A 1,670-nucleotide genomic window follows, 5' to 3' on the forward strand; every position below is an offset into this window, starting at 1 on the left:
TCATTTTGATTGACGGTCACCACACGGCGGCCATCATCACTAAAGGTGGGTCGAAGGACCAATACATCATGGGAAATGGTGGCTTTTTCTTCCAATGATCCATCATCTTCCTTCAGACCATAGATTTTCACTGTGTCATTGGCGCTGGTGACTACCAGATGGCGACCATCGTTGCTGAAGGTGGCTGAGCTGAACCAAAGTCCAAAAATAATGTTAATGGTGGCTTTTACTCCCAATGAGCCAACGTCCTGAAGATCATGGATTTTAGCTGTGTTATCGCGACTGACGGTCACCAGATAGCGGCCATCGGGGCTGAAGTTGGCAAAGTCGACGCTTTCCTCGTGGGAAATGATGTCTTTTAGTTCCCATAATCCATCGGTCCCCCGGCCGCAGATTTTCGCTGTGTTATCGTGACTGGCGGTTGCCAGATAGCGGCCATCGGGACTGAGTGTGGCAGCGATGATTTTTGCATCATGGGTAATGACAGTTTTTTCCACTAACTTAAATTTTTCACATAGAGACATCAGTTTACTGTTGGTGAAAAGTAATTGAGCAGGAAAATGAACATTCTTTCGTTGTTCTATGAGCGACTTGATGGCGTCCTCATTCGCAAACGGCTTCAACCAAGCACGGAGTTGGTGATCATCTTTTGTCTTAAAGAGGGTCTTTAGTTGATATTGCTGTGGTGAAGGAAACCGGCGACTCCATGCTCTTTCCAGAGCTTTATCATTTTTAACAAGATCGTGAAAATATCTGCATACTTTTGCAAATTGGGTAATCTCTCGAAAACTCAAACAGCGAATAATCTTTAAATGTATTAATTCGGGCAAGCCGGGCAATAAAGGTCCATTTTTGTCATGTACAGTAACGTCTCTGCCTGCAATGACACCCGTTGGTGCTTCCTCCACTTGAGGTGGCTCAGGTGTTGGCGAGAGTAAATTACCAATGCTGGAATTGTTGTTCATTGGGCCCATGTCTGATTCCTTTATGGTTGCAAAGTCAGTATTTATCCTCGCTTAGAAAGGACATTAAAAATTGATCAGGTCTGTTAGACTCGGCTTTAAAGCGGAAGTTCAAAATATTGAGGTCAGTGGAACCCGGGAAAAGAAGAGTTCTGATCCGTGAAAATGATAGAAAAAAGCTTTCTCATTGAGAGACCACTGTAAAATCGTCATCGGGTTCTCGACATAACCCTTGGTTCACAGTCCTTTGGAACCGTTTGTACATGCGGCGGTTAGCTGGGAAGTCTGGACAGAATGAGCTTTAAGGCTCCTTTGATTTCCACATTGTCAGCTTTCAACTCTACGATGTCTGCTTTCAACTCTGCGTTATCTGCTTTCAGTGCAGCAATCGCTTTGTCTTGATGATCAAAACGCTTATCTCGCTCATCAAAACGTTTTTCTTGCTGATCGAACCTTCGGTGCATTTCACCACGGGTTTTACTGGCGTAGCTGACAATACCCGTTAAGGTGTCCCGAATATGGTCAAGCTCTGTTTCGGGCGGTTGTTCAGCGTTTAAGCTCATGCTTTACTCCTGACAAGTGAGTGAGAGCAACAGTCAAATAAAATTGCAACAATCGCAAAGTCAATTACGCTAGACACAAGATAAATCATTAGAAGGTGAATTTATCTTGTGGGTTTCAGCTACAAAGCTCGCCAAGATTGAAGGC

General features: G+C 44.3%; 2 protein-coding genes. Both read right to left on the bottom strand.

Translation table 11 applies throughout. From position 1 onward, the window contains the following. A partial coding sequence (locus KDK18_RS11885) for an F-box/WD-40 repeat-containing protein (RefSeq protein WP_257255140.1) occupies nucleotides 1-965 on the bottom strand: 965 nt, incomplete at its 3' end. 269 nt (nucleotides 966-1,234) lie between these two features. Continuing rightward, nucleotides 1,235-1,525, bottom strand: a complete 291-nt coding sequence (locus KDK18_RS11890) for a hypothetical protein (RefSeq protein WP_257255142.1) — start codon at nucleotides 1,523-1,525, stop codon at nucleotides 1,235-1,237. Nucleotides 1,526-1,670 lie beyond the last annotated feature (145 nt).

The sequence above is a fragment of the Endozoicomonas sp. SESOKO3 genome (assembly GCF_024606255.1).

Bases quoted from the DNA above. Each gene is read 5' to 3' on its own strand.
- KDK18_RS11890 (WP_257255142.1), bottom strand. From the start codon at position 1,525: ATGAGCTTAAACGCTGAACAACCGCCCGAAACAGAGCTTGACCATATT.